At 71.5% G+C, this 22,667-nt stretch carries 29 protein-coding genes and 1 pseudogene; 17 read left to right on the top strand and 13 right to left on the bottom strand.

Translation table 11 applies throughout. The annotated features are described in order from the left end of the window. Positions 1-148 precede the first annotated feature (148 nt). Positions 149-652: a helix-turn-helix domain-containing protein gene (locus tag N553_RS21345; RefSeq protein ID WP_034620697.1), complete on the bottom strand. Its 504-nt coding sequence runs from the start codon at positions 650-652 to the stop codon at positions 149-151. A 78-nt stretch (positions 653-730) separates the two neighbouring features. Here N553_RS21345 and N553_RS0105835 point away from each other — a divergent pair, with 78 nt between their 5' ends. Continuing rightward, positions 731-1,321 (top strand): dihydrofolate reductase family protein, encoded by a 591-nt coding sequence (locus tag N553_RS0105835; RefSeq protein WP_034621198.1) that lies wholly within the window; start codon positions 731-733, stop codon positions 1,319-1,321. After that, positions 1,321-2,142, top strand: a complete 822-nt coding sequence (locus tag N553_RS0105830; RefSeq protein ID WP_028045746.1) for an MBL fold metallo-hydrolase — start codon at positions 1,321-1,323, stop codon at positions 2,140-2,142. Before N553_RS0105835 ends, N553_RS0105830 begins: the two co-directional genes overlap by 1 nt. A gap of 35 nt (positions 2,143-2,177) precedes the next feature. On the opposite strand, the gene N553_RS0105825 is transcribed toward N553_RS0105830, so the two are convergent. The 4 genes from N553_RS0105825 to N553_RS0105810 all read right to left on the bottom strand — a co-directional run bounded on the left by N553_RS0105825 (position 2,178) and on the right by N553_RS0105810 (position 5,828). After that, positions 2,178-3,044, bottom strand: coding sequence for a GNAT family N-acetyltransferase (locus N553_RS0105825; RefSeq protein ID WP_028045745.1), 867 nt, complete (start codon positions 3,042-3,044; stop codon positions 2,178-2,180). Between the two features lie 105 nt (positions 3,045-3,149). Then, positions 3,150-3,971 carry an endo alpha-1,4 polygalactosaminidase gene (locus N553_RS0105820; protein WP_028045744.1) on the bottom strand — a complete coding sequence of 274 codons (822 nt, stop codon included), beginning with the start codon at positions 3,969-3,971 and terminating at the stop codon, positions 3,150-3,152. A gap of 196 nt (positions 3,972-4,167) precedes the next feature. After that, a complete protein-coding gene (locus tag N553_RS0105815) occupies positions 4,168-5,409 on the bottom strand; it encodes an RNA polymerase sigma factor (protein ID WP_028045743.1) in 1,242 nt (413 codons plus the stop codon). Then, the gene (locus tag N553_RS0105810; RefSeq protein ID WP_028045742.1) at positions 5,409-5,828 is read right to left on the bottom strand and encodes a YciI family protein; all 420 of its coding nucleotides are present in this window, start codon (positions 5,826-5,828) and stop codon (positions 5,409-5,411) included. Before N553_RS0105810 ends, N553_RS0105815 begins: the two co-directional genes overlap by 1 nt. A 156-nt stretch (positions 5,829-5,984) precedes the next feature. On the opposite strand from N553_RS0105810, the gene N553_RS0105805 reads away from it, so the two are divergent. From N553_RS0105805 to N553_RS0105780, 6 genes and pseudogenes are all read left to right on the top strand, one after another. Then, positions 5,985-6,506 carry a GNAT family N-acetyltransferase gene (locus N553_RS0105805; RefSeq protein ID WP_034621195.1) on the top strand — a complete coding sequence of 174 codons (522 nt, stop codon included), beginning with the start codon at positions 5,985-5,987 and terminating at the stop codon, positions 6,504-6,506. A gap of 88 nt (positions 6,507-6,594) precedes the next feature. Further along, positions 6,595-6,885: pseudogene (locus N553_RS25570) on the top strand (SRPBCC family protein); the annotation flags it as partial. 108 nt (positions 6,886-6,993) lie between these two features. Then, on the top strand, positions 6,994-7,455 hold the full coding sequence (locus N553_RS25565; RefSeq protein ID WP_028046265.1) for a GNAT family N-acetyltransferase: 462 nt from the start codon (positions 6,994-6,996) through the stop codon (positions 7,453-7,455). 107 nt (positions 7,456-7,562) lie between these two features. Beyond that, the gene (locus N553_RS0105790; protein WP_197029914.1) at positions 7,563-8,570 is read left to right on the top strand and encodes a hypothetical protein; all 1,008 of its coding nucleotides are present in this window, start codon (positions 7,563-7,565) and stop codon (positions 8,568-8,570) included. Further along, a complete protein-coding gene (locus N553_RS0105785; RefSeq protein ID WP_028045739.1) occupies positions 8,518-8,706 on the top strand; it encodes a hypothetical protein in 189 nt (62 codons plus the stop codon). The genes N553_RS0105790 and N553_RS0105785 overlap by 53 nt, the downstream gene beginning before the upstream one ends. 70 nt (positions 8,707-8,776) lie before the next feature. Continuing rightward, positions 8,777-8,962 (top strand): hypothetical protein, encoded by a 186-nt coding sequence (locus N553_RS0105780; RefSeq protein ID WP_028045738.1) that lies wholly within the window; start codon positions 8,777-8,779, stop codon positions 8,960-8,962. A gap of 2 nt (positions 8,963-8,964) precedes the next feature. On the opposite strand, the gene N553_RS24650 is transcribed toward N553_RS0105780, so the two are convergent. Beyond that, positions 8,965-9,417, bottom strand: a complete 453-nt coding sequence (locus N553_RS24650) for an NINE protein (RefSeq protein ID WP_051639859.1) — start codon at positions 9,415-9,417, stop codon at positions 8,965-8,967. A 117-nt stretch (positions 9,418-9,534) separates the two neighbouring features. On the opposite strand from N553_RS24650, the gene N553_RS0105770 reads away from it, so the two are divergent. Beyond that, the gene (locus N553_RS0105770; protein ID WP_028045737.1) at positions 9,535-10,317 is read left to right on the top strand and encodes a DinB family protein; all 783 of its coding nucleotides are present in this window, start codon (positions 9,535-9,537) and stop codon (positions 10,315-10,317) included. A gap of 134 nt (positions 10,318-10,451) precedes the next feature. Beyond that, positions 10,452-11,609, top strand: coding sequence for a peptidoglycan-binding protein (locus N553_RS0105765; RefSeq protein ID WP_197029912.1), 1,158 nt, complete (start codon positions 10,452-10,454; stop codon positions 11,607-11,609). Between the two features lie 11 nt (positions 11,610-11,620). Here the strand turns inward: N553_RS0105765 and N553_RS0105760 are convergent, their stop codons facing one another. The 4 genes from N553_RS0105760 to N553_RS25810 all read right to left on the bottom strand — a co-directional run bounded on the left by N553_RS0105760 (position 11,621) and on the right by N553_RS25810 (position 14,914). Then, positions 11,621-12,214, bottom strand: coding sequence for an alpha/beta fold hydrolase (locus tag N553_RS0105760; RefSeq protein WP_028045735.1), 594 nt, complete (start codon positions 12,212-12,214; stop codon positions 11,621-11,623). Continuing rightward, positions 12,211-12,717: a GNAT family N-acetyltransferase gene (locus N553_RS0105755; RefSeq protein ID WP_231505176.1), complete on the bottom strand. Its 507-nt coding sequence runs from the start codon at positions 12,715-12,717 to the stop codon at positions 12,211-12,213. The genes N553_RS0105760 and N553_RS0105755 overlap by 4 nt, the downstream gene beginning before the upstream one ends. Positions 12,718-12,890: 173 nt before the next feature. Further along, a complete protein-coding gene (locus N553_RS0105750) occupies positions 12,891-13,385 on the bottom strand; it encodes an FBP domain-containing protein (RefSeq protein WP_028045733.1) in 495 nt (164 codons plus the stop codon). A 224-nt stretch (positions 13,386-13,609) separates the two neighbouring features. Continuing rightward, positions 13,610-14,914, bottom strand: coding sequence for a CoA transferase (locus N553_RS25810; protein WP_028045732.1), 1,305 nt, complete (start codon positions 14,912-14,914; stop codon positions 13,610-13,612). Positions 14,915-15,008: 94 nt separating this feature from the next. Here N553_RS25810 and N553_RS0105740 point away from each other — a divergent pair, with 94 nt between their 5' ends. Continuing rightward, on the top strand, positions 15,009-15,491 hold the full coding sequence (locus N553_RS0105740) for an SRPBCC domain-containing protein (RefSeq protein WP_051639858.1): 483 nt from the start codon (positions 15,009-15,011) through the stop codon (positions 15,489-15,491). Further along, positions 15,488-15,808 carry a helix-turn-helix transcriptional regulator gene (locus tag N553_RS0105735; protein WP_028045730.1) on the top strand — a complete coding sequence of 107 codons (321 nt, stop codon included), beginning with the start codon at positions 15,488-15,490 and terminating at the stop codon, positions 15,806-15,808. Before N553_RS0105740 ends, N553_RS0105735 begins: the two co-directional genes overlap by 4 nt. Positions 15,809-15,857: 49 nt before the next feature. On the opposite strand, the gene N553_RS0105730 is transcribed toward N553_RS0105735, so the two are convergent. Next, positions 15,858-16,721: an aminoglycoside phosphotransferase family protein gene (locus N553_RS0105730; protein ID WP_028045729.1), complete on the bottom strand. Its 864-nt coding sequence runs from the start codon at positions 16,719-16,721 to the stop codon at positions 15,858-15,860. A 103-nt stretch (positions 16,722-16,824) separates the two neighbouring features. Here N553_RS0105730 and N553_RS0105725 point away from each other — a divergent pair, with 103 nt between their 5' ends. Both N553_RS0105725 and N553_RS0105720 read left to right on the top strand, forming a co-directional pair. Further along, complete coding sequence (locus tag N553_RS0105725) at positions 16,825-17,118, top strand: DUF1905 domain-containing protein (protein WP_028045728.1); 294 nt, start codon at positions 16,825-16,827, stop codon at positions 17,116-17,118. Between the two features lie 85 nt (positions 17,119-17,203). After that, positions 17,204-18,193: a phosphotransferase family protein gene (locus N553_RS0105720; protein ID WP_028045727.1), complete on the top strand. Its 990-nt coding sequence runs from the start codon at positions 17,204-17,206 to the stop codon at positions 18,191-18,193. A 33-nt stretch (positions 18,194-18,226) separates the two neighbouring features. Here N553_RS0105720 and N553_RS0105715 read toward each other — a convergent pair whose 3' ends face one another. Further along, positions 18,227-19,132 (bottom strand): hypothetical protein, encoded by a 906-nt coding sequence (locus tag N553_RS0105715; protein WP_028045726.1) that lies wholly within the window; start codon positions 19,130-19,132, stop codon positions 18,227-18,229. A gap of 175 nt (positions 19,133-19,307) precedes the next feature. Here N553_RS0105715 and N553_RS0105710 point away from each other — a divergent pair, with 175 nt between their 5' ends. Both N553_RS0105710 and N553_RS0105705 read left to right on the top strand, forming a co-directional pair. Next, positions 19,308-20,765 (top strand): hypothetical protein, encoded by a 1,458-nt coding sequence (locus N553_RS0105710; RefSeq protein WP_028045725.1) that lies wholly within the window; start codon positions 19,308-19,310, stop codon positions 20,763-20,765. A gap of 81 nt (positions 20,766-20,846) precedes the next feature. Continuing rightward, positions 20,847-21,779: an aldo/keto reductase family oxidoreductase gene (locus N553_RS0105705; protein WP_028045724.1), complete on the top strand. Its 933-nt coding sequence runs from the start codon at positions 20,847-20,849 to the stop codon at positions 21,777-21,779. A 9-nt stretch (positions 21,780-21,788) separates the two neighbouring features. Here N553_RS0105705 and N553_RS21330 read toward each other — a convergent pair whose 3' ends face one another. Continuing rightward, complete coding sequence (locus tag N553_RS21330; protein ID WP_081844378.1) at positions 21,789-22,115, bottom strand: PGPGW domain-containing protein; 327 nt, start codon at positions 22,113-22,115, stop codon at positions 21,789-21,791. Positions 22,116-22,351: 236 nt separating this feature from the next. On the opposite strand from N553_RS21330, the gene N553_RS0105695 reads away from it, so the two are divergent. Beyond that, complete coding sequence (locus tag N553_RS0105695; RefSeq protein WP_028045723.1) at positions 22,352-22,648, top strand: DUF4287 domain-containing protein; 297 nt, start codon at positions 22,352-22,354, stop codon at positions 22,646-22,648. Positions 22,649-22,667: the final 19 nt, after the last annotated feature.

Here is a 22,667-nt window from a genome sequence, read left to right as displayed (position 1 = left end):
GTCTGTACGCCTATCGGCACTCGACCCGGACCTGTGAGGAGTCGCGGTCCGGATGGGGATGCGGCGAGCCTGCTCGGGCATCGCACCGGCCCACGTGCTGGGCCGACCGCGAGCCTGTGGGCGGTCATGCTCCAGATGGTGTGGATCGTCAGGGCGTAGCCGTGGTGCCGGCCTGGTCACTTCCGCCGCGGGCGGCGTCGAGACGCTCGAGCGGGCTCGGTCCGTCGTGCGGTTTCGGCGGGGCGTCGAGGTGGCGGACGCGGAGCTCGTCCATGAGCTCGTCGACGAACGCTGGACCCTGTTCCCGCATCAGCTCCTGCCGGCTGCGGAGCTCGGCGCTCCCGGGCCGCCAGTCGAGGCCCCAGTTGCCCAGGGCGTAGAGGACCGGGAGCGTCTGGATGCCGGCCTCGGTGAGGCTGTAGCGAGCGCGCTGCCCCCGGGCGGCCGTCCCCCGGGTGAGGATCCCGGCCTCGACGAGGCGCACGAGGCGGTCGGCGAGGATGTTCGACGCGATGCCCTCGATCGAGCCGGTGAGCAGCGCCCGGAAGTAGCGGCGGTCGCCGAAGACGACGTCGCGCAGCACGAGCAACGACCAGCGATCTCCTAAGACCTCGACGGCGGCGTTGATCGGACACCCGGATCGTGGTTCCACGACTCCTCCTTGACACTCGATAGCACCTCGATGATAGTGGTTGCAAAGTGCAATCACTATCACCGAGAGAGGGCGATGATGGGCCGCTTCGTCTACGCGATGAACGTGTCCCTCGACCTGCGCATCGAGCAGGTCCCCGGGGACAACGGTGCCGGCGACTGGCTGCGCATCGATGAGGAGCTGCACCGTGAGCTCAACGCGTGGGCAAAGTCGGCCACGCGGATCGTCCACGGCCGGGTCTTCTACGAGACGATGGAGGAGTTCTGGCCGCACGCGCACGAGGACGCCTCCCTGCCGGACGCGCTGCGCGAGTACGGCGAGATCTGGACCGCCAAGCCCAAGGTGCTCGTCTCCCGCACCCGGCACGCTGCCGACCACAACACGCGGGTCATCACCGGGGACGACGCGATCGCACAGCTCGCGACGCTCCGGGCAGAGACCGACGGCTTCATCGGCGTGGGTGGCGCGACGCTCGCCACCCAGCTGCTCCGGGCGGGACTCCTCGACGAGCTGCTGCTCACCACCCATCCCGCGATCCTCGGCTTCGGCAGACCGCTGTTCGACGACTACGACCGGCCCCTCGGGCTCGACCTGCTCGAGCACCGGTCGTTCGACTCGGGCGTCACGGTCCGCCACTACTCCATCCGCGACGAGAGAGAGGACAGCTGATGCTCACCCAGGTCGCCGAAGGCGTGCTCGTCCACGAGAGCGAGTTCCTGCAGAGCAATGCCGTCGTCGTGCACGGCGACTCAGGCGCCCTGCTGGTCGACCCGGGTGTGCTCAGCGACGAGCTCGCCGGCATCTCGGCCGACCTGGACAGGCCGGTGGCCGCGGGTTTCTCGACGCATCCGCACTGGGACCACCTGCTCTGGCACGCCGCGTTCGGTGCCGCACCCCGGTACGGCACGGCGCGCTGCGCGGCGCTGATCCAGGCCAAGCTGTCGGACCCGGGCTGGGAGGCCGACGTCGCAGCGATGCTGCCCGAGGACATCGCGGGGCAGGTGCCGCTGGACGACGTCTTCGGCCGCATCACCGGCCTGCCCGCGGGGGCCTCGCGGATTCCGTGGCACGGTCCTGTGGTCCGGGTCATCGAGCACTCGGCGCATGCGCCGGGTCATGCGGCGCTGTTGATCGAGGAGCGCGGCGTGCTCGTCGGCGGCGACATGCTCTCGGACGTGCTCGTCCCCATGCTCAGCTTCGCCGCCGAGGACCCGATCGGGGACTACCTCGCCGCGCTGCAGCTCATCGAGGCCGCGGCCACGGGCGTCGAGGTCCTCGTCCCCGGGCACGGCTCCGTCGGAGACGCCGACGAGCTCCGGGCACGGATCGACCAGGACCGGGCCTACCTGCACGCCCTGCGCGACGGCCGCACCCCGGACGACCCGCGGATCGGCCCGTCCGCCAAGGCCGGCTGGGAGTGGGTGGCCGATGCGCACGAAGGGCAACGGCAGCACCTCGCTCGCACGAGGGACCGCCAGGCGACGGCCTGACGGGTACGGCCGTACCGGCGGCCTCGTGCTGAAGGTCAACCGGTCCGGGACCTGTCCAGCCGTACAGGTAGCCGCTGGAAGCCGGCCGACTCGTAGGTGGCGACGGCGGACGCACGTGCGCTCGGCGTGCAGACCAGTGCGCACGACGACCCGAGCTTCTTGAGCTCGGCCGCGGCGGCCACGCCCACCATCCGGCCGTAGCCGCGCCCACGATGCTCGGCGTGGACGCCCAGAGGCTCGACCAGACCGGGCCTCCCCGGGCCGGCGGACCACACCGTCACGCCCGCCACCGCAACGCCGTGTTCATCACGCGCGAGCAGGCACCGGGCGTCGGCGAAGGGCAACCCGGCTGCCATCTCACGCCACAGCGCGTCAGTGAACGCGGGCCTGTCCCATGCGGACCGGTGGACAGCTGTGAACTCGGGCTCCTGCCCCCACCCGACGACCTCCGTCCGCACCCCCGTGTCCTGCACCGCCGTCGAGAGGTCGTGGCGAAGCGGCGTCCACGACTCGCCGGGACCCCATCCGGACTCGGACAGCAGCTCCTGCAGCCGGGTGCCGTTGGGGGACTCGACGGAAACCCCTCCCGCGGGCAGGACGCCACGTCGGGGCTCGGACAGGTCCGAGAGCACCCGGCCGGCGAGCTCCTTCTCACGCCAGACGAGGGGTGCGACGGTCAGTCGCAACGTTCGGGGACCATCGAGGAACCCGATCGCCACGATGTGTCCACGCCGGCGCCAGGTCCGAACGGCCGCCGCCACGGCCTCCGCACCGAACCGCCAGTACCAGCCCAGGTCGCCAGGATGCAGCTGCATCGGTGAGGCGTCGTTCTGCCAGTCTCGAAGGACCCGTACGACGTCGCCGAGCTCGTCTTCACGCGGTGTGCTCAGCTCGATGGCCACGTTCGCGATCACACACCGTCGCGACGTGGCGTGCACGCGAATTCACCGGCGGCGCGCGAGTGCAGAGGCGGGCGGGTCATCACGACCCGCCCGCCTCGGTGTGCGTCAGCAGAACTTGTAGACGTACCCGCTCGCACCCTTGGCCACGACGTCCCGGTCGCGGTAGATCACGCTCGTCGTCGCGCCGCGGGCCGTGCAGGCTTTGTTGAAGTTCGACGTCCCACCGTTGTCGGTGTACTCGATCTCGTACACCTGGGCGCCGTACACGTCGGTGAACTCGCCGCACTCGCCGTAGACCTGGCACTCCTCGACGACCGCGAAGTCGAACCCGATCGCCTTGCCGTTCGCCGCCATGGAGGAGTCGTTCTTCTGTGCGATGGCCAGGCCGTCGGCGTGTGCCCGCGTTGCCAGCAGCTTGGCGAAGTCGATGTTGTTCTGCTTCGTCAGCCGCTTGCCGCTGCGGTCGTAGCTGTCGAGGTTGTCGGGCTCGATCGCGCTGTACCCGCTCGCCTTGCAGCCGTCGATCCAGCCGCCGACGATCGCCAGCAGCGCCGTGCGCTTCGCGGCCGTCGACGTGTCGAGCAGCATCTCGTTCCAGGCGCTGTCGACGACGTAGGACCCGTTCGCCTTCTTCAGCAGCAGGTCGTTGTGGTTCGTCTTCCACCAGTCCGCATCGCCGGGCTGGGTCTGGAAGGCGTTGACGTAGCAGATGTTGTACTTGCCGGCCGCGGGTGCCTCGAGCCGGTCGCGGTCGACGATCTGCACGCTCGACGACGGCGTGTACGCACCGCCGATCTGGTAGTCGAACTGCCCGTTCGCGGGCGGCAGCGCGAAGGACGCGGCCGAACCGGCCGACGCGAACGCGCCGACCAGGAGAACCGCGCCGCTCAGGGCGGCGACGGTGAGGCGTCGCACATGGGTAATCATCGGGACCTCCATCGAGGGGTTCGCGGCGCTGTTCATCACTCGTCCGGGGCACCCCTCGGCGTCCCGGACGTGGCACGACGTCTCCGCCGGCCAGCAACCGCGGTCGAGGAATGTCTAGCGCAACCCCGGGGTCGGCGGGCACAGGTGATCAGAACCGGTGCGCGTTTTGCGTCACGCCGGCGCGCCCGGAGCTGACTCAGGAGAGGTCGGCGCGGGCGAGCAGGTGCGAGCGTTCGACCTCGTTGGAGGTGAGTGCCGCAGCACGCCGGAACTCGGCTCGTGCCTCCGCGGACCGGCCCAGCCGTGCCAGCAGGTCGCCCCGCACGCTCGGGAGCAGGTGGTAGGTGCGCAGGGCGGCGACGTCAACCAGCTCGTCGGTCACGGCGAGCCCCGCGGCCGGTCCCTCAGCCATCGCCACCGCGACCGCGCGGTTCAGCTCGACGATCGGTGACCCGGTCAACGCCACGAGGTCGCCGTACAGCGCTGCGATGCGGACCCAGTCGGTGTCCTGAGAGTGCGGCGCCCGCGCGTGGCACGCCGCGATCTTCGCCTGGATCGCATAGGAACCGGTGCCGTCGAGCTCCTCGGCCCGCGCGAGCGCGGCGAGACCGTGCGTGATGAGCAACCGGTCCCAGCGCGCACGGTCCTGCTGGTCGAGCGTGACCATCTCGCCGCCAGGACCCGTGCGGGCGCGCAGTCGCGACGCCTGGATCTCCATGAGCGCCACCAGGGCGTGCGCCTCGGACTCGTCGGCCGCCAGCGCCGCGAGCATGCGACCCAGACGCATCGCCTCCTGGCACAGCTCGGCGCGTGCCCACCGCTCGCCGGCGGTGGCGGTGTAGCCCTCGTTGAACACCAGGTAGACGGCCTCGAGCACCGAGCCCAACCGGTCGCCGAGCTCGTCACCGACCGGGACCTCGAACGGCACCTTCGCCGCGGTGAGCGCCCTCTTCGCCCGGGTGATGCGCGCCGCCATCGTGGTGGCCTGCACCAGGAACGCCCGCGCGATCTCGTCGGTCGACAGCCCGGACACCATCTTCAACGTGAGCGCCACCCGCGCGTCGACCGAGAGCACCGGGTGGCAGGCGGTGAACATCAGCCGCAGCACGTCGTCGTCGATGGTGCGGTCCAGGTCGATGTCGTCCACCGGGCTTCCGTGCGCATCGAGCTCGCGCCCGAGCAGCTCGACCTTCTTCTGGAGCGTCACCGCGCGACGGATCGCGTCCACGCCACGGCGACGCGCGACAGCCATGAGCCAGGCGCCCGGGTTGTCCGGGACGCCCGACTCGGGCCACTGCTCGAGCGCTGCGACCAGCGCGTCCTGCGCGAGGTCCTCGGCCAGCCCCACATCGCGCACGATCCGGGCCAGGCCGGCGATCAGCCTGGCGGACTCGATCCGCCAGACCGCGTCGATCGCCTGCTGGGTCGCTGAGGGCACTACTTCTCGGCACCGACGTCCGCGCGCGCCTGGTCCTCCGCCGCTGCGAGCTCGGCGGAGAACTCGGCGCCGAAGTCGTCGGCGTCGAGGATCTTGCGGAGCTCGACCGTGCCGCTGCGCAGCGGCGAGCGCTTGACCCACTCGACCGCCTCGTCCATGGACGCGACCTCCCAGATCGAGAAGCCGGCGATCAGCTCCTTCGTCTCGGCGAACGGCCCGTCGATCACTGTCGCGTTGCCCGCGCCGTCGAACGCCACGCGCTTTCCCTTGCCCGAAGGCTGGAGACCGTCCGCGGCGAGGACCACGCCCGCCTCGACGAGCTTCTCGTTGAACTCGCCCATCGCCACGAAGTCCTCCGTGGAACCGAGCTCGCCGGACTCGGACTGCTCGGTCGCCTTGCCCAGAACCAAGACCCTCATCGCTGACTCCCCATGTCTGCCCAGAACCGGCCCGGGTGGCCGGTTCAACTCTGGCTTGCCGGTGCGTCGAACGGGAAGACCTGGAATCGACAGCGCGGTGCCCCCGTCTTGTCGGCGTCGCCACAGCCACCGCTGGGGCAGGATGACGAGGTGCCCGTGACTCGCCCGATATCCCTCGACGACGCTGAGGCCCTCACGGCGCTGCTGGCCGAGAACCGCGAGTTCCTCGCGCCCTGGGAGTCCGTACGAGACGACGGCTACTTCTCGCTGGAGGGTCAGCGTGAGGTCCTCCGGGGCCTCGTCGAGGTGGAGCACGCCGGTTCCGGGCGAGCGCATGTGATCCTCGACGACGAGGGGTCGGTGGTCGGCCGGATCACGCTGAGCGGGATCGTGCGCGGGGCGCTGCAGTCGTGCGCGGTGGGCTACTGGGTCGGCAGCGCCCACAACGGGCGGGGGCTCGCGACGGCGGCCGTCGGCGAGATGCTCCAGGTCGCATTCACGACGCTCGGGCTGCACCGAGTTCAAGCCGAGACCTTGCTGCACAACTCGGCGTCTCAGGCGGTCCTGCAACGCAACGGGTTCACCCGTTTCGGGATGGCGCCCGGGTACCTCAAGATCGCAGGCCGTTGGCAGGACCACGTGATGTGGCAGGTGCTCAACCCTGCTGCCGACGTGTGACCCGAGCAGGACGACCGGCACGCGAACGTCGAAGTGATGTGGGTCGCAGCAGCCCCGGTGCGCCGGGCGCGCATGGCACGATCGCGCCGTGGACACGGGCTCTCGGCATCTCAGCGTGCGCATCGACCGGCCGGTCTGGGAGGTGTACGCGTTCGTCTCCGACCTCGCGAACCTTCCCCGGTGGGCTCCCGGCCTGGGGTCGCAGGTGGTGCACGAGGACGGCAGCTGGTTCGTCGAGACGTCCCAGGGACGCGCGCGGGTCGAGATGGCGCAGCCGAACACCTTCGGGGTCCTGGACCACGAGGTGACGACGCCGTCGGGGGAGACCGTGCATGTCCCGATGCGCGCCATCGCGGACGCGGACGGCTGTGAGGTCGTCTTCACGGTGCGCCGCGCGGACGGGATGACCGATGCCGACCTGGACCGCGACGCCGCGCTGGTCTCGGCGGACCTGGCACTGCTCAAGCGCGTGCTGGAAGGGACGTCCGTGACGATCCACCAGGACGACCCGCACCGCCCCGACGTCCTGGACCTGCTCGGTGAGCACCTGACGGACATGTTCGCCGAGTCCCCGGCGGAGTCGGTGCACGCCCTGGACCCGACCGCACTGACCAGGCCGGGGATCACGTTCTGGACCGCGCGCCGCGACGACGGCTCGCTCCTCGGCTGCGTGGCGCTCAAAGAGCTGGGACCGGCGGACGGCGAGCTCAAGTCGATGCGCACGGCGACCCATGCGCGGGGGCAAGGCGTCGGTGCGGCGTTGCTGGCGCGCGTGGTCGCCGAGGCGAGCGACCGTGGCTACCGCACGCTGCACCTGGAGACGGGCACGCAGGACTACTTCGCGCCGGCCCGTCGACTGTACGAACGCGCGGGCTTCGTCGCGTGCCCGCCGTTCGCCGACTACCGCACCGACCCGTACAGCGCCTTCTACCGCCTGACGCTCACCTAGGCGCGGCGTTGCGCCTCCAGCCGCCGGCCCGAACGACCGATGACTCCTAGGTGCACCCCGCTCCCGACGACCTGAGGCGCTCGCCGAGCGGGCGTGTTCCTCAGTGGGTGATCGATGAGAGCCTCCCGCCGTCCAGTCCGCCACCCCCGCCCCACCGTCGACGCGGCCGAGGTGTCTGGGCGCTGCTCGTCGTCGTGAGCCTGGCCGTGGCCTGGTTCCTGACCGGAGGCGTCCCCACGGACGTCGCCACGACGGCGCTGGACGACGCGCGCGCGGCGCTCGACGGGCAGGCCGTGAAGGTGCCACTCCCGTCGGCGGACGTGGTCACGCTCGCGGACGCCGCCTACCTGTCCGACGAGGGCCGCGAGGTCTTCTACGCCACCCGCCCGGAGATCCTCGATGCGGCCGCGTTCGCCGGGCGGTGCGACACCAGTGAGGTGTCACCGCGGCTCGGGACGAGCGGCTTCGTGGGGTGCTACCAGCCGGGTGCGGACTCGATCGTCGTGTACCGGCCCGCTGATCCGCGGCTCGCGGGGCAAGCGGTGGTCACGGCGGCTCACGAGACGATGCACGCGGCCTGGGTGCGGCTCACCGCGGCGGAGCGCGACGAGCTCACACCGATCCTGGACGCCGCGGAGTCAGCGATCCCGGTGGACGACGACATCCACGAGCAGATCGCCAGCTCGACCGGAACGCACCAGGAGAACCGGCCCACCGAGCTGTTCGCGTACCTGGGGACGCAGGTCGGCGGCCTCGACCCGCGGCTCGAGCAGGTGTACTCGCGGTTCGTCACGGACCGCGTGGCGCTCGTCGCGGTGAACACCGGGCTCACCGACCTCGTCGACGGCCTGGCCCTGGCGATCACCACCGCGTCGCAGGCGCTGGCCGACGCCCAGGCCGCGAACGCGCACGAGCGCGCGCAGCTCGTCGCGGACGTGACGTCGCGCGACATCTATCGCCAGAACTACCAGGCCAAGGTCGACGAGGTCGCCGCCATGTCCGACGACCAGAGGTCCCGGCTGCGGTTGTCGTGGGGTCTGGTGGGACGGCACCGAGCTCCCGATGGCGCGGGCCGACGCCACGCTCGCGGCCGCCGCCGCCCTGCTCGCGCGTGACGACGTCGACCTGCCCGCACGGGACGCGAGTATCGCCGCGGCCGAGGCGGCGGCTGCCGCAGAGAGCGCACGCATCGACGCGCTCGTCGCCGACTTCACTGCGCTTCAGGACGAGATGGACGCGAACGCGACCTGACGACCCTCTCCCTTGACCGGGCCCCTACGGCCGCGGGACGGTGTCAGCGCGGACGACCAAGGGAGCGGGCATGGCGAAGGACTCGGCGAGCGGCGCCGGTGGTGGGGTCGTCTACGGGCTGGGGTTCATCGGGGCAGCCGTGTACTACTTCCAGGCTGCGGACACGTTCTGGCTGTTCGTCCTGGCCATCCCGAAGGCTCTGATCTGGCCGGGTGTCCTGGTCTACGAGCTGCTGAAGAGCGTCTACGGCGGCTGACGTCAGCCCCGCAACGGGCGCCCGCGCGCGTCGCGGGAGAACCGACCGCGTCGCACCGACAGGTAGAGCAGCCCTTCGGCGAACCCGACGACGCACACGGCGAGCGTCGCCAGACCGAGCGTGAAGAACCCGCCGACGACGAAGAGCGCGAGCATCGTCAGGCCGCGTCGCCAGTACCCGAGGTACATCCGGTGCAGGCCGAGGCCGCCCAGGAACACCCCCAGCAGACCGGCCACGACGCGCGACCTGAGCCACACCCGCGGTTCGCGCCGCGGCCTCGGGACCCGTGTCGGGGCGGTCGCGTCCTCGAGGTCGGGCACCCGCCCGGGCGGGTACTGCACCGTGGCGGACAGGGGCGGCACGTCGTCGACGGGGTGCAGCGGGGGCAGGCGGGTGACGACCGGACGCTCGAAACAGTCGTCGAGGTCCGCCAGAGGGTCAGCCAGGTCGGTCACGGGTGCTCCCGCGGTTCGTGCGCCGTCGGCTACGGCGGATCGTCCGAGCGTAGACCCGTCGGGCCGACAACGGGCCGGCAGGCGACGGGCCGATGCCTGCAGACCTAGCCTGGCAGCATGGCTGATGCGCAGGGTGACGACGAGGTCATCGCGAGTGCCGTGTTCGAGGACGTCGACCTGAGTGGCTCGCGCTTCTCGATGGTCGACCTGACGGGCGCCGTCTTCAGGTCCGTGGGGCTGCACGGCGTCGTGATGCGCGACGTCGAGGTCTCGAACACGACGATCGACGGCGAGATCGAGCACCTCGTCGTCAACGGTGTCGACGTCGCGCCGTACGTCGAGGCCGAGCTGGACCGCCGGCACCCCGAGCGGCCGCTGTTCCGTCCGACGACCGCCGACGGGTTCCGCGAGGCGTGGACGATCAACGAGCGGCTCTGGGCCCAGACGGTGGAGCGGGCACGTCGGCTGCCGGCGGAGAAGCTGCACGAGTCCGTCGACGACGAGTGGTCGTTCATCCAGACCCTTCGCCATCTCGCGTTCGCGTCGGAGTCCTGGGTCGGCCGCGGCGTCCTCGGGGACCCGCACCCGTGGCACTCCCTGTCGCTCCCGTGGGACCAGATGGCGCCACGGTCGGGCGTCCCGCACGACCGGGACGCGCGACCGTCGCTCGACGAGGCGCTGGCTCTCCGGCTGCGTGCGATGGCGATGGTGCGTGGCGTGGTCGACGGTTTGACCGACGAGCAGCTCGACCGCCGCTCGGAGCCGCTGCAGGGTCCGGGCTGGCCCGACGAGGGCGAGGCGTACCTCCCTCGGCAGTGCCTCCGGGTGGTCCTCAACGAGGAGTGGTGGCACCGCAGGTACGCGGAGCGTGACCTCACGGTGCTCGAACAGGGCACCTGACCAGGCAGAACGGCGAATCTCGCACGAGTTGCCCAAATCCGGCCATTCGGACCCGGCCCCCGCTACTGTCGAGCCGGGACGTGTCCCGGACGTGCATCCAGTCCAGTCGACGCCGTGCGAGAGGGAGGGCCTCCGTGGACGCCCAGAACAAGCTGCCGTCATCCGCTCGACTCGGCGGGGTGGTGCTCGCCGTGAGCCTCCTCCTCACCGCGGCGTGCACGAACGGGAACGACACCCAGGACGACTCGCCGCTGACCGTCGCCGAGGCCAACCTGGCGAAGAAGCAGGAGGCGCTCGACGCCGCGAACGCGGCCGAGGCCGATGCGTCGGCCGCGTTCTGCACGTCCGCCTCGTCGTACATCACGGCCCTCGACCGGTACGGCGACCTCCTGGACCAGTCGGCCGTCACGGTCGGTGACGTCACGACCGGTGGCGCGGACCTCAAGGAGCCGAGCAAGGAGACCGAGGCCGCCGCGGAGGCTGCGGCAGGTGCTCGCGAGGACGTCGTCGCGGCCGAGCAGGCCGTCGCGGACGCCGAGGCTGCGCTCGCGGCAGCGCAGGCCACTGCGGCAGGGTCCGAGCCGCCCGAGCCGGTAGAGGCCGACGAGCCGACGCCTACCCCCACCATTCCCGCGTCCACGATCGACCGTGTCCGCCAGGCGGAGACCGACTTCGACTCGACCAAGGCAGGTATCACCGACGAGACGCCGCTGGTGCAGGCGAGCGAGCAGTTCAACGCCGCGGTCGTCGCGCTCGAGATGAGCTGGATCGCGCTGTTCGCGCAGACGGGCTGCCTGTCCGACGAGCGGCAGGCCCAGGCGTCCGCCGTGATCCGGGACTACACCGTGGCGCTGCAGCAGTCGCTCACCGACGCCGGCTACTACAAGGGGTCGGTCGACGGAATCTACGGTCCGCTGACCGTCGAGGCGATCGAGGCGCTGCAGGCCGCCAACGACCTTCCCCAGACGGGAACCCTCGACAAGGCGTCGGAGGCGGCACTGCGGGCGGAGCTCGAGGCGGCCGGCGGCGCGGCAGCGCAGGCCTCGTCGGTGGCGACGAGCGCCCTGCAGCAGACGCTCAAGCTCGCCGGCTACTGGGACGGTGCCGTCGACGGCGAGTGGACCGACGAGCTGACTGCCGCGGTCGCGGCCGCTCAGACGGACCTCGGCGTGCCGGCGACGGGCGTGGTCGACGCCGCTACCGTCGCCGCGTTCGAGGCCGCGCTCGCCGCGGTGCTGGAGCCGACGTCGTCGCCGACGCCCGAGGAGCCGGAGCCCACCTCGACCGACTGACGCCTCGCGAGTCAGTCGGCCAGGAGGTGCTCTCGGACGAGTGGCGCCACCACGGCCGGCAGGTCGTGCGCCATGGTGTGCCGGCCGTCGCGCACGCACGCGATGCGGGCACGGGGGATCCGGTCGACGAGCGCACGGGCCACGGCTTCGGGGGCGAGCGGGTCGGCGTCGCCGTAGAGCACCAGGGTCGGTGCCGTCAGGGTGCTCAGACGGTCCGTGACGTCGGTGCGGTCCACGACGAACCAGTCGGGCAGCGCCGAGTCGTAGCCGGGCCGCCAGTCCGCGGCGCCGAGCGACGCCACGTCGACCCCGCCCGACGTCGCGCAGAGGACGAGCCGCCGCACCCGCGTGGGGTGGTCGAGGGCCAGGAGTGTCGCGACGACGCCACCCATCGACTGTGCGACGACGTCGCTCGCGCCCGGAGGCATCCGTGCGAGCGTCCAGTCGACGAGGTCGGGGACCGACCGGACCTCGGGGTCGTGCGGCTCGTCGGCGAAGCCCGGCCAGCCGAGCCGGATCGACGGGCCGAGGTCCACGAGCCGTTGGGCGACCGGTTCCCAGAAGTCGATGTTGCCTCGCGCGCCTGGCAGGTAGACAGGCGTCACAGTGCGCGGACCATCTCGATCTCGGGGCCGATCGCGCTGGTGAACGCCACGCCCGAGGGCGTGAACCCGGCGCGGCGGTAGGCGCCCTGCGCCCGGGCGTTGTCGCGGTGGACGTCGAGTGTCAGCTCCCGGAAACCACGCGCTCGGGACCACGTCGCGGCGGCGTCGATGAGGTCGTCCGTGACGCCGGTTCCGCGGTAGGCGGGCCGCACGTACACCCCCACGAGCACGGCCCGGCTGTGCCGGACCCGCCGGCCATGGTGGTCCTGCGAGCCGGCGACCTGCACGAGCACCGTCACCGACCCGGCGAGCTCGTGGTCGTCGACCGCGACGAGCTGCACCGCCGCGTCTCCCTCGGCCGACGCCGCGGCGCGACCCCGCCAGTGTTCGTCCGGGCGCTGCACCGCGTCGGCGAAGCTGTCGAGGAACGCGAGCCGGGCGTCCGGGTCACGCAGCGCGTCCAGGCGCAGACCCCGCAGGGCCGGCCACTCGTCGGCACGCACCCGCCGGACCGTCACCGTCGAGGGACGGCGTCGAAGGGCAGTTGAGCGGGTTACGTCGTCACGACGGTCACTCTCGTCAGCCATCCGAGGAACGCTAGCGGTCGACGTGCGCGCATGCCGCCCCGGTCCGGCTCGGTGCCGCGCGATCCTCCGCACCTGTGCGCCGAGCGTCGTCAGGTGCCGTGCAGGACCTCGTCGGCGAACCGCGCGGATCGCTCGCGGAGGCCTTCGATGCGTCGCAGGACCAGGCCCTCGGGGTCGTCGCCCGCTTCGACGATCCGCGGGATCCGGCGGACGTTGCGCGAGCACCCGAACGTCGTGCAGATCAGCGTGCCGATCGTGTCGCCGTTCCGTCCGGACGCCCCGGCACGGCGGGCCACGTAGAGCGAGACCTCGTCGGTGGCGTAGACGTCCTCGCACCACGCGCAGACGGCACGCTTGCGCTTGGCCGAGTTCTCCGGGGCCCGCAGGGCGATGCCGACGAGGGTGTCGTCGACGGGCAGGACCACGTAGGCGCGCAGCGGGGCCTTGCGGTCGATCCAGCCGTAGTAGTCGAGCCGGTCCCAGCGTGTCTCGTCGAGGTCGGCGGGGAGCGTCAGCTTCGAGGCCTCACCCCGTGAGCAGTTCACGAAGGACGCGCGGATCTGGGGTTCGGTCAGGGTGAGCATGGGGGATCTTCCGGGTGGGACGACGAGTGGGCAGCACGACCAGACCCGCCGACCGTCTGATCAGGCCGCGGGCTTCGCGACTGTGCCCGAGGAGGCCCTGACGGCCGCCCCGCTTCCCTGCTGCATCGAGTGCGCTCCGAGCTCATGAGCGGCAGGCTCGTCCTGCGGCTTCGCCATCGATGATGCGCCGAGCCCGCCCGCCTGTCCAACCCGGCCGGGGACGCTCACCACGCCGGTCGGTCGGATCCCAAGGCGCGAGCGGGTAGGTCGGCCGCCAGCCGGACGCCTTCGACGGACAGGGGCGGGACCAGCCGCCGGGCCGGCCCCCAGGACGTGTGCTCGACGTCGGTCACGACGTCGTCGGGTCGTTCGGGGTCGAGCGAACCGACCGCGGGTGGGCCTGTGAGGAGGGCGGCCGTGCGCGCGAGCGAGAGGCGGGCGGCTGTCCCTTCGCCGGTCGCGAGCCGCCGCGCGACTCCCTGGAGGGCGGCGAACGCCAGGAGATAGCCGGTGCCGTGGTCGAGCGCCTGTACCGGCAGCGGTGTCGGGACGTCACGACCGAAGTGCCGCATGCCAGCCTCGGCGATTCCGGTGCTCATCTGCACCAGGCTGTCGAACCCGCGCCGACCGCGCCACGGACCGGTCCACCCGTAGGCGTCGAGGGTGATGTCGACGAGACCGGGGCTGAGCTGCCGGCGGACGTCCGCTCCGAGACCCAGTCGGTCCAGCGCGCCGGGCCGATAGCCGTGCACGAGGACGTCGGTGCGGGTCAGTAGGTCGACGAGCGAGTCGGTGGTGAGGTCGAGCCTGGCTGTGCGCTTGCCGAGCATGACCTCCGGGACGACGCCAGGCTCGTCCCACCAGGGTGGGTCGATGCGCAGCACGTCTGCGCCGAGCAGCGCAAGGAACCTCGTCGCGACCGGCCCTGCCAGCACCCGCGTCAGGTCGAGCACACGCAGGCCGACCAGAGGCCGCGTGGGCCTCAACGCGAGGTCGAGCGGGGCTGCGCCCGACACATCCCAGTCGATCAGCGGTTCAGCGAGCACGCTGCTCCCGGCCGGGCTCGCGGCCCATTCGTCGGCCGTCCGCATGACCGCGGCGCAGCCTCCGGCCGCGACGACGGCGTCCTCGAGTGCGTCTCCGGCCCATCCGGCGACGGAGTCGGCGACGGCCTCACGGTCGCCCGGAACCCCGAGCACCCGGAGCGCGGCGTCGCGGTGCGCGGGCGCGTTGGTGTGCAACCTGATCCAGCCTTCAGCGGTGCGGTAGTCGCCGGCGATCGGGTCCCACGGGGGCGGCGGGGTCCAGCCGTCGGGCCGGATCGACATCCCGAACCACATCGAGGCCAGCCGTCGGTCCACCTGGACCGCGTGCGTCCCCAGGAGGTCGGCCGTCGCGAGACCGGCCGCTCCGATGGTCGCCACCGCAAGCTCGGTGACCGCGAAGGCCGAGGGCAGGTCGCCGGTGCCCTGGACGGTGAGCGTGGCGGAGGTGGGGTGCAGAGCTGCCGCCAGGATCGCGTTGAGCATCGAACCACCTTAGGTGCAACCCGCAGGTTGCCGTCGGGCCGACCGCTATGCAACTCTGTGATTGCACAACCAATCCGCGTCAGGAGATCGACTCATGACCCAGCAGCCGGCCGCCGTCATCGACAGCGAGAACTACACGGTCACCCGCACCGTCCACATCAAGGCGACACCCGACCGGGTATGGGCCGCGATCACGCGCCCGGACCTGATCACGCAGTGGCTCGGCACCAAGGCCGACCTGCCCGAGCTGCGCGTCGGCGCCATGGGGGTCTTCGGGTTCGAGGGCTACGGCGAGTTCCCCGTCCGGATCGACGAGTACGACGAGCCGGTCGTCTTCGCGTTCACCTGGGGGACACCGCCTGCCCCGCGTGACGGAGAACCGGCCGTCCTGACGCCGCAGAACTCGACGCAGGTCCGCTACACGCTGGTGCCTGACGGCGACTCGACGATCCTGTCCGTCGTCGAGTCCGGCTTCGGGCTGCTCAGCCGTGACCCGGTCGAGGCGATGCGGTCCAACCGGCAGGGCTGGACCGACGAGCTCGACGAGCTGGTCGCCTACCTCGAGGGGTCCGCATGAACCAGACGCTCGTCCCGGTGTTCGCCGCCCTCGCGGACGACACCCGTTGGGCGATCCTGGCCGAGCTCGGACGCGCCGACCTGTCGGCGTCGGCACTGGCCACCGTCGTGCCGGTCACGCGGCAGGCGATCGCCAAGCACCTCAACGTGCTCGCCGAGGCGGGGCTGGTCGAGTCCGTCCGGGTCGGCCGCGAGGTCCGGTACCGGGCACTGGGCTCACGCCTGAGCCAGACGGCGCACGCGCTGGAGGCGATCGGTGCCGAGTGGGACCGTCGCCTGGCCGCGATCGCTCGCATCGCGGAGTCGCTGGAGACCTGACGTCACGCTGCGGACCCGCCCGGTGCTGCGTCGAGACGGCTCGACGCGCTCAGGCGGCGTCGGCGGTCACCTCGGCGATGACGTGCCGGGCGTTCGCGGCCAGAACCGGGTTGGTGTCGCGGTAGTACGGCAGCTGCACGAGCGCCTGGGCCAGGGCGCGCGCTCGGCCGCGCTTCCAGGCGACGTCGTCGACGGCGAGCTCGTCGCGGAAGACCGCACGGGCGGGCGGCGGGAGCAGGTTCCACGCGATGCCCAGGTCCAGGGTCGGGTCGCCGACGCCGATCCCCGCGAAGTCGATCAGTCCTGTGAGCCGGTCGTCGACGAGCAGCAGGTTCCCCGGCGCGATGTCCCCGTGCACCCAGGTCCGCTCGCCGGTCCACTCGGCGGTCTCCAGCGCGTCCTCCCAGACCGAGGTGACGAGGGAGACGTCGATGTCGTGGGAGAGCGCCGCGATGTCCTTCCTGACCTGGACATCGCGGTCGCGGAGCGGTCCGGCCTTTGTCACGCCCCCCGAGAGCTCCAGCGATCGCACCGAGCGGACGAGGGCCGCCGCGTCGCGGGCGAGCCCGACCGGGTCCACGAGCTCGCCGAGCACCGGGTTGTCGCCCGGCACCCAGGTGAGGACCGACCAGGTCCACGGGTAGCCCCGGCCGGGGCGGCCGACCGCGAGCAGCCGCGGGATCGTCACGGGCAGCTCGATCTTCGGCAGCCACCGCGCCTCATGGTCCACGGTCCCCGCCGCCCAGTGGATGCGCGGCATCCGGACGACGAGGTCGTCGCCCAACCGGAACATCGCGTTGTCGGTGCCGGTCGACGCCACCCGGCGAAGCGGCAGCCCGGACCACTGCGGAAGCTGGTCGGCCACCAGCCGCTCGACGAGGTCGACGGGGATGTCGAGCTCGTCGACGTGCATGCGGTCCACCGGTCCAGTCGAGCAGCGCCGGCCCGGCCCGGACAAGCCGATTTTCGTCAGCCGGCCGGTCGACAGGGGCGGTCGTTCTCGGCATCCTGGCGCGATGCAGCTCGAGGTCACGGGGGAGATCTGGCACTGGCGGGGGCCCGCGCCGTACCACTTCGTCACCGTCCCGGAGCCTGAGAGTGCGGCGATCAAGGGCGTCGCGTCGGCCGTCACCTACGGCTGGGGCATGATCCCGGTCGAGGTGAGCACCGGCGGCACGTCGTGGGTGACGGCGCTCTGGCCCAAGGACGGTCTCTACGTGGTGCCGCTCAGGAAGTGGGTGCGCGAGGCCGAGGGCGTCGAGCTCGGCGACACCATCACCGTGCGCCTCACGGTGCTCCCCCCGCGTTGACCCCTGCCGGAACCGCAGCTCGGGCCGCACGGTCGGCCGCTAGCCTGGCGCGGTACAGAACCCCGTGTCGAAGGAGAGCGCGCCCGTGCCTGCGGTGACCGAGAGCATCACGAAGAACCGCCAGCCGACGGCTGTGCTGCAGGCCATGCTGACGCGGGCGCTCGGGCCGGACGCGGTGCTCGACGACGCGCACGAGATCACGCACGGCTGGTTCAACGTGGTGTACCGCGTGCGGCTACGAAGCGGCAGGACCGTGGTGGTCAAGGTCGCCCCGCCGGCGGGCGTGGACGTCCTGACCTACGAGCGCGACATGCTCGCGACCGAGGTCCGCGCGCTTCGACTCGTCCGCGAGCACACGGACGTACCGGTGCCGGACGTCCTGTTCGTCGACGACAGCCGCGAGCTGTGCGACGCCGACTGGTTCGTCATGTCGTTCGTCGACGGGGACAACCTGTCCGTCGTGCAGGACTCGCTGACGCGCGACGAACGCGACGCGTACGACCATCTGCTCGGCGCGGCCAACCGCACGCTCAACGCGATCGTCGGTGACCACTTCGGCCCGATCGGCGGACCCGGCGGCACCCAGTGGCGCCCGGTGTTCCTGGGCATGCTGGACGACGTCCTCGTCGACGGCGAACGGTTGGGCGTGGACCTCGGGCACTCCTACGACGACATTCGGGCCGTGGTCGCGGCGCACGCCGACTGCCTCGACGAGGTCGTCGAGCCGCGGTTCGTCGAGTGGGACCTGTGGACCGGGAACGTGCTGGTCCGCGACGGCGTGATCGCGGGCATCGTCGACCACGAGCGTGCGCTCTACGGCGACCCGTTGATCGAGTCCGGCTTCACGTCTGCGGGGACCGCGGCTGGCACAGCGTTCCTGCGCGGGTACGGCCGGGGCCCGCTGACGCCGTCGGAGACGCGACGGCGTCGCCTCTACGACCTGTACCTGTTCCTGGTCATGACCATCGAGACGGTCTACCGCGGCCACACCGACCCGTCGCAGTACGACTGGGCGCGCACAGCCCTGGACGAGGCGATCCTGCGCGCCAGGAGCGACGAGCGACCGCGGCCGTGACGGCGGACCCGGCGGGCGGGACGTCGAACGGGCTCAGGAGACCGGGACGTCGAGCTGCTGGTACGTGCGGCCGGGAAGCACGGAGGCGACGTCCGACGTCCAGGGCAGCGGCGGCTCGGGCGTGACGACGAGCCAGGAGCCGTCGCGGTCGAAGAACCGCAGGTCCCCGTCGAACGCGTAGGTGTCGCGGACCTGCAGACCCAGGTCGCTCGCCGTGAAGGCCAGGTCGAAGAGCCACGCCGACGGGTCCTGGATCTGGCTGTCGCTCTCGAGCTCCCGCGTCGTCCACATCCGCACCCACGCGATGCTGCGGGCCTCGTGGGCGGGGATGACCAGCGGGTGCCCGGGCAGCAGCTCGAGCTCGCCACCCGCCGGCTGCAGGATGTCGATCTGGGCCGGGCAGTCGGACACGTTCTCGAACCACAAGGTCAACGTGGTGCGGAACGCGTACGACTCGTCTCGGCCCACCTGCAGCTGGCCGACCAGGGGGTGCCACTGGTCGAGCCTGCCGGCGACGATCTTGGACACCTCGAGGCTGGGTCGTCCCGCTGCCTCCGTGATGCTCGGGAGCGCCCGGGCGATGATCGTGGGTGCGAGCGCGTCGAGGCGCACCTCCTCGAGCATCCGCCGCGTGTGGCCCGTCTCCAGGCGCTGGCGGTCCGCGTCGCCCCGGGCGTCCTGGGCCTCCTTGCGCGCGAGGGCGAGCGCCTCACGAGCGATCTCCACCTGGTCCTCGAAGGACTGGGCCTGCCGGGCCGTGGCCTCGGCGTGCCGGTAGGTCGCGTCGGCCTGTCGCGACGCGCGACGCGCGGCCTTGGCGGCCTGACGCCACGCGAGCAGGGCGGCGAACAAGGTGAGGACGGAGACTGCCAGCGGCAGGTACTCCAGCCACTCCTGCGTCGTGAGGTCACCGAGGACGGGAAGAACGGCGCTGGTCATCCCCGAAAGTTACTGTCCGGTTCGTCCGATTCCGAGCCTGACGGGCCGAAGTCACTCGTGCGGGCGCACGCGGGAGCCGGATCGCGAGCGACTCGGACAGCATCGCGTCCGTGCGGTTACCGTAACGCCCGGCGCGTCGCCGGGGCGGGCCGAGGGGGGTAACACGGTGTCGAGAGTGCACGGGCGAGCCGCTGGACTGGCGGTCGGTCTGATCATCCTGACGGGCTGCACGGCGGGCTCCGACGACGACGGCTCTCCGAGCGTGACGGCGACGCCGACCGCCGGCGCTGCCCCAGCCGCACCCGAGCTGCTCTGGTCGGCGCAGGACGTCACGATCCTGAGCGAGCCGAAGCTCGCCGGCGACGTCGCCGTCACCTACGTGACGGACGGGGAGGATCTCCGGCTGCGGGCGTGGGACCTCACCAGCGGCGATCAGCTCTGGGACGAGCCCGCCTCCCCAGGTGGCGGAGCCCCGGGCGTCCAGCTCAGCGTGGTCACGCTGCCGGTGGCCGACCGCACGTACACGGCCGTCCAGAGCATGGCTCCGGACGGCAGGCACACCCTCAAGGTCCTCGACGTGGCCACGGGCCAGGCCGTCACGCTGGCGAACCAGGTCAGCACGGCCCCCGAGCTCGCCTACTTCTCGCAGTCCCGGATCTGGAGGTGCGAGGACGAGCAGGCCTTCTGCCTGCAGGCCGCGGTGACGGCCGGAGGCGCCGGTCTGGTCACACTTCGGGTCGACCCCGGTGCGGCGACCGTCGTCGGCTACTCCGAGGGTGCCGAGATCCCGGCGAACTCGCGCAAGGTCAGCGATCTCTGGTCCAGCAACGACCGGCCGCCGGGTGGAACCGAGGTCCTGGGGCGCTCCCAGGACGGCCAGGTGGTGTGGAGCCACGGCTACGCCGAGCTGCTCGGCCCCGACGTGTCGTCCGACGCCGGCTGGAACTGGACGATCGACGACGGAGACCGGGTCCTGGGAACCGTGCGCGCGTGGCAGGGCATCAGCGACACGAGTGACCGCACGAGGGAGTCCACGGTCGCCCTGGACGGAGCGACGGGGAACGTCCTGTGGCGAGCGGACGGTGCCACGACGTTCTGCGAGCCTGCGGGCGACTTCGAGGTATCCCACCTGTGGTGCCGTGTCCGGGCCGGGACCATCGACTGGTCCGGTGAGGCCGGACCGGTCCCGGTCGGCGCGACGGACATCGATCTGGAGAAGTTCGACCCTGCGACGGGTGAGGTGGTCTGGAGCGCGCCGCTGGGTGACGCCCCGGGTGTGCTCTACGCGGGGTTGCAGTACGCCTCGGGCACGGACTCCGGGGTGTTCGCCAGCGGCACGGGTGCGGTCCGGGTGCAGCTCGACGACGGGTCGGTGTCGCCCGTCGGGGACGACGAGGTGCTGGCGTGCACCGAGGAGACGAGTTTCCAGTTCGCCGAGTTCGCGGATCCGTCGAGGGCTCGCGTCGAGTACCCGGGCGGCACGATGGCCGAGTTCTGCCTCCCGGACGGCACTCGCGTCGAGCCGGCGGACGTCACGGCGCAAGCGGTCCGGGATGCCGGCGTCGACGCTGGCAACGGCATCTGGGTCGTCGCGACGACGGACGGGTTGCAGGGATACCGGCTGCGCGGCTGAGCGGGTGGCGTGGGCGCGCAGACCTCGTCACGGGTGCCTAGTGTCGATGGTGGACGACGCCATCGAGAGGACCACACCGCCGTGAAGACCTTTACCTTGCCGGGGACCGACCTGGTCGTCCCCAACGTCGTGCTCGGCCTCATGCGTATCGCGGACAAGTCGGACGACGAGATCCGGACGCTCGTCGGGGCCGCGCGCGACTCGGGGATCGCCTTCCTCGACCACGCCGACGTGTACGGCACGGAGCTGCACGAGTGCGAGCGCCGGTTCGCCGAGGCGCTGCGGCTCACGCCCGCGGACCGCGCCGAGCTGGTCATCCAGACCAAGGCCGGCATCGTGCGCAGCGGCCCGTACTTCGACTTCTCCTACGAGCACCTGATCGAGTCGGTCGACGGCTCGCTCGCGGCCCTGGACACCGACTACCTCGACATCCTCCTGCTTCACCGCCCCGACGCCCTGGTCGAGCCCGAGGAGGTCGCGAGGGCGTTCGACGACCTCTCGTCGGCCGGCAAGGTGCGTGCGTTCGGCGTCTCGAACCAGACGCCCGGGCAGATCGAGCTGCTCCGCAAGTACGTGCAGCAGCCGATCGTCGCCAACCAGCTGCAGCTGTCGATCACGCACGCGCCGATGATCGCGCAGGGGGTGGCGGCCAACATGCTCGCCGAGGACCAGTCCGTCTCCCGTGACGTCGGCATCATCGACTACTGCCGGCTCCACGACATCACCATCCAGGCCTGGTCGCCGTTCCAGGCAGGGTTCTTCACGGGTGTGTTCCTGGACTCGCCCGAGTACCCGGAGCTCAACGCGGTCATCGAGCGTCTCGCCGCGGAGTACGACGTCCCGCCCATCGCGATCGCGACCGCGTGGATCACCCGGCACCCCGCGCGCATGCAGGTCGTGCTCGGTACGACGACCCCTGACCGGGTCCGCGCAGCGGCGCTGGGCTCCGAGATCCCGCTGACCCGGGCGCAGTGGTACGAGCTCTTCAGGGCCGCCGGGCACATCGTCCCGTAGGCGTCCCGATCAGCTCTTGCGCTTGACCGCCGCTTTGCCCTTGTCGAGGCCTGCCTTGGCTGCGGCCTTCGTCCGGTCGAGGATCCGGCGGGCCCAGACGAACTCGGAGGCCAGCACGGCAAGTCCCGCCAGGATGACGACGATGCCGGGCCCGGGCAGCACGAGCATCGCCAGACCGGCGAGGACCAGCACGCCACCGAACAGCGCGACCCCGACGACGCGCACGGGGTGGGGGAGCCGGTCCAGGGTGCGGTTCACCGCGGCGAACCGCCCGGACTCGTGCTCGTCGGGCGTCTGCTCGGACTGGGCGTCCGGCACGGACGGCGTCTCACTCACGCCTGTGCCGCCGTCAGGCGTGTGGCGAGCGCGGTCATGTCGTGGCTCCCTCGGGGTGGTCGAGGACGGAGCGTCTCACGACGGTCCGGGGTCCGCCATGCTGCGGTGCGATTCCTCCCGGGTTCACGTCTCGGAACGTGAGACGCCTCCTGGTGGTCTGGCCGATACCCTCGAAGGCGCCCATCACCGTCCACCGTGCCCGGCGACGTCGTCGGGCAGCACCGAGGGGAGACCGCATGTCGTTCCAGGCGTACCTCGACACCATCGAGGGCAAGACGGGCCTGACCCCGCGACAGCTCGTCGACCTCGGCACGGCGCGCGGCTACGACGACCCGTCGGTGAAGGCCGGCGTGATCGTCGACTGGCTCAAGGAGGACTACGGCCTCGGCCGCGGCCACGCCATGGCGCTGGTGCACGTGCTCAAGAAGGGTCCCACGATCAGCACCAAGCACGTCGGCACGGACGGCGTTCACCGCGACGAGTCCGAGGAGCTCTGGCTGGACGGCAAGGCGACGAACCCCGCGAACACGTAACGAGCGCAGGTGATCTCCT

This window comes from Cellulomonas sp. URHE0023, assembly GCF_000688475.1.
Classification (GTDB): domain Bacteria; phylum Actinomycetota; class Actinomycetes; order Actinomycetales; family Cellulomonadaceae; genus Cellulomonas.
Note: the sequence above shows the minus strand (reverse complement) of the source record. Positions and strands in the feature narration are given on the sequence as shown.